Source organism: Sphaerimonospora thailandensis (genome assembly GCF_016863115.1).
GTDB lineage: Bacteria > Actinomycetota > Actinomycetes > Streptosporangiales > Streptosporangiaceae > Sphaerimonospora > Sphaerimonospora cavernae.
This window is the reverse complement of sequence record NZ_BOOG01000123.1, coordinates 1-1,718: the sequence shown is the minus strand read 5'-3', so window position 1 is coordinate 1,718 and position 1,718 is coordinate 1. Positions and strand designations below refer to the sequence as shown.

The 1,718-nt window shown below is 71.6% G+C and carries 2 protein-coding genes; both read right to left on the bottom strand.

Annotation, left to right across the window (positions count from 1 at the left end; all coding sequences use genetic code 11):
- Nucleotides 1–296: 296 nt before the first annotated feature.
- On the bottom strand, nucleotides 297–473 hold the full coding sequence (locus Mth01_RS29210; RefSeq protein WP_204019187.1) for a hypothetical protein: 177 nt from the start codon (nucleotides 471–473) through the stop codon (nucleotides 297–299).
- A 12-nt stretch (nucleotides 474–485) separates the two neighbouring features.
- A complete protein-coding gene (locus Mth01_RS29205) occupies nucleotides 486–1,583 on the bottom strand; it encodes a winged helix DNA-binding domain-containing protein (RefSeq protein WP_204019186.1) in 1,098 nt (365 codons plus the stop codon).
- Nucleotides 1,584–1,718 lie beyond the last annotated feature (135 nt).

The window sequence follows — 1,718 nt, the reverse complement described above, 5'->3', positions numbered from 1 at the left end:
AGTTGCCGGTCCGCCACGAGACCAGACGACAGGGCCGGCCGTACACCCTGGTGCTGACCAAGACCGAGGCCCTCTTCGAACGAGAGCGCCTCACCCGCGAACGCGGCCAAGCGGACCTGGCCTGGCTCACGAAGAACTGGAAGGTTCCCCTCTGATCCGGCCATACACAGCAAGCAGCCGCTCCGGCCTGAACCACGCCTGCCGAGTTCTTCCGACCCCTGCTCGGTGCAGTTCATGACGCGCATCGGGCAGGTCCAACGAGCACGGCAGACCCGGAAGGTATGGCTCTTCGTTGGTCAGCCGTGTCGGGCCTGAGTGACCACGCCCTGGGAGGCCTGCTTGAGCATCTCTCCAAAGGTGAGCATGGCGTAGGCGAGGGCGAGCAGGCGCTCCTCGCCGGCCTTGGGCGCGGTGCGGGCGCCCGCCGAGGATGCAGGCCGGCCGGCGATCAGGAGGTCACGCTGAAACCTCAAGGTGGCTTGATCTCAGGGAGCATCGGTGAGTTCCACGCGCTTGCTGTCTCCGCCGGACAGGAACGACGCCAGTGCCTGCCCCTGCTCGGCCACGCTGTCGCGCTCGGCTCGCGAGAGACGGCGCAGCTGGCTGACCAGCACGGTGGCACCCTCGACGTTCCAGGTCGCGGCGACCCGGCCGTCGACCAGTACGACGCGGGCGCCGGTGACCGACAGGCCGCGGTGGGCGTCGTCGATAATGCGGGTGCGGTCGTGGTAGCCGAGGACGACGTTGTCGAAGGCCGGTAGGAACCGTACCGGGGCGGGGGTGCCGGGGTCAGGGCGCGGCGCGTCGGGGAGGTCCAGCAGCTGCCGGCCTCGCTCGTCGCGGAAACTGACCAGCTCGTCCCGGATCGCGGCGACCGCGGCCGGCAACCCGGCCAGACCGCACCAGGCGCGCAGGTCAGATGTGGCGGCGGGGCCGAACGCGGCCAGGTAGCGCCGTACCAGCGCCTTGCCGACCGGGTCTGAGCCGTCCGGGGAGGGCGGGTCGATCTCGCGGCCCAGCCAGGCGGAGAGCGGAACGTTGCGCACCCCCGCCTTTCTGCGCCACAGGCCGCGCGGAGGCAGCTGTGCCATCGGGACGAGGGCGGCGACCAGCATCTCGCCCAGCGCCCGCGGGCCCGGCTCCGGCCAGCGCCCGGCCAGCGCCCGCGCCAGTTCGGCCATCGAACGGGGCTCGCCGTCGGCCATCACCGCCCGGCCCACCTCCGCGAGTTCGTCGAGGTCAACCCCGGAGAGCTCACGACGGTAGGTCCCGAGCACGCGCTGGCGCAGCATGGTGTCGTGGCGCGCCCGCCAGGCCAGGACGTCCTCGGCGGCCAGGAGGTGGACGGTACGGCGCATCAGGTGTGTACGCACTACACTCCGCCGGATCAGCAGGTCCGACAGCACCGCTGGATCGAACCCACGCACCCGTGACCAGAGCCCCACGAACGGTTCCTGCGGTTCCTGCGCCTGCAGGCCGCACAGATGCGCGACGGCATCGAGGACCGGTATGCCGGCGCGATCGAGCAGCAACTGCCGGGCGAGCGTCGCGCGGTTGAGCGCCCGGAGGTCGAGAACGGTCATCGGATCACGCCGCGGCTCGCTCGCCGCCCGGCCGCCGGCGCAGCTCGGCCCGGGTGACGGCCGGTGGATCGTAGGTCACGCCGATGTCTCCTTCGGTCTCTTCGGTGGCCCTGGGGGCGTGGTGCGGGAGGCGCT

Coding starts and splice junctions, on each gene's coding strand:
- Mth01_RS29205 (WP_204019186.1), bottom strand. CDS start 1,583: ATGACCGTTCTCGACCTCCGGGCGCTCAACCGCGCGACGCTCGCCCGG.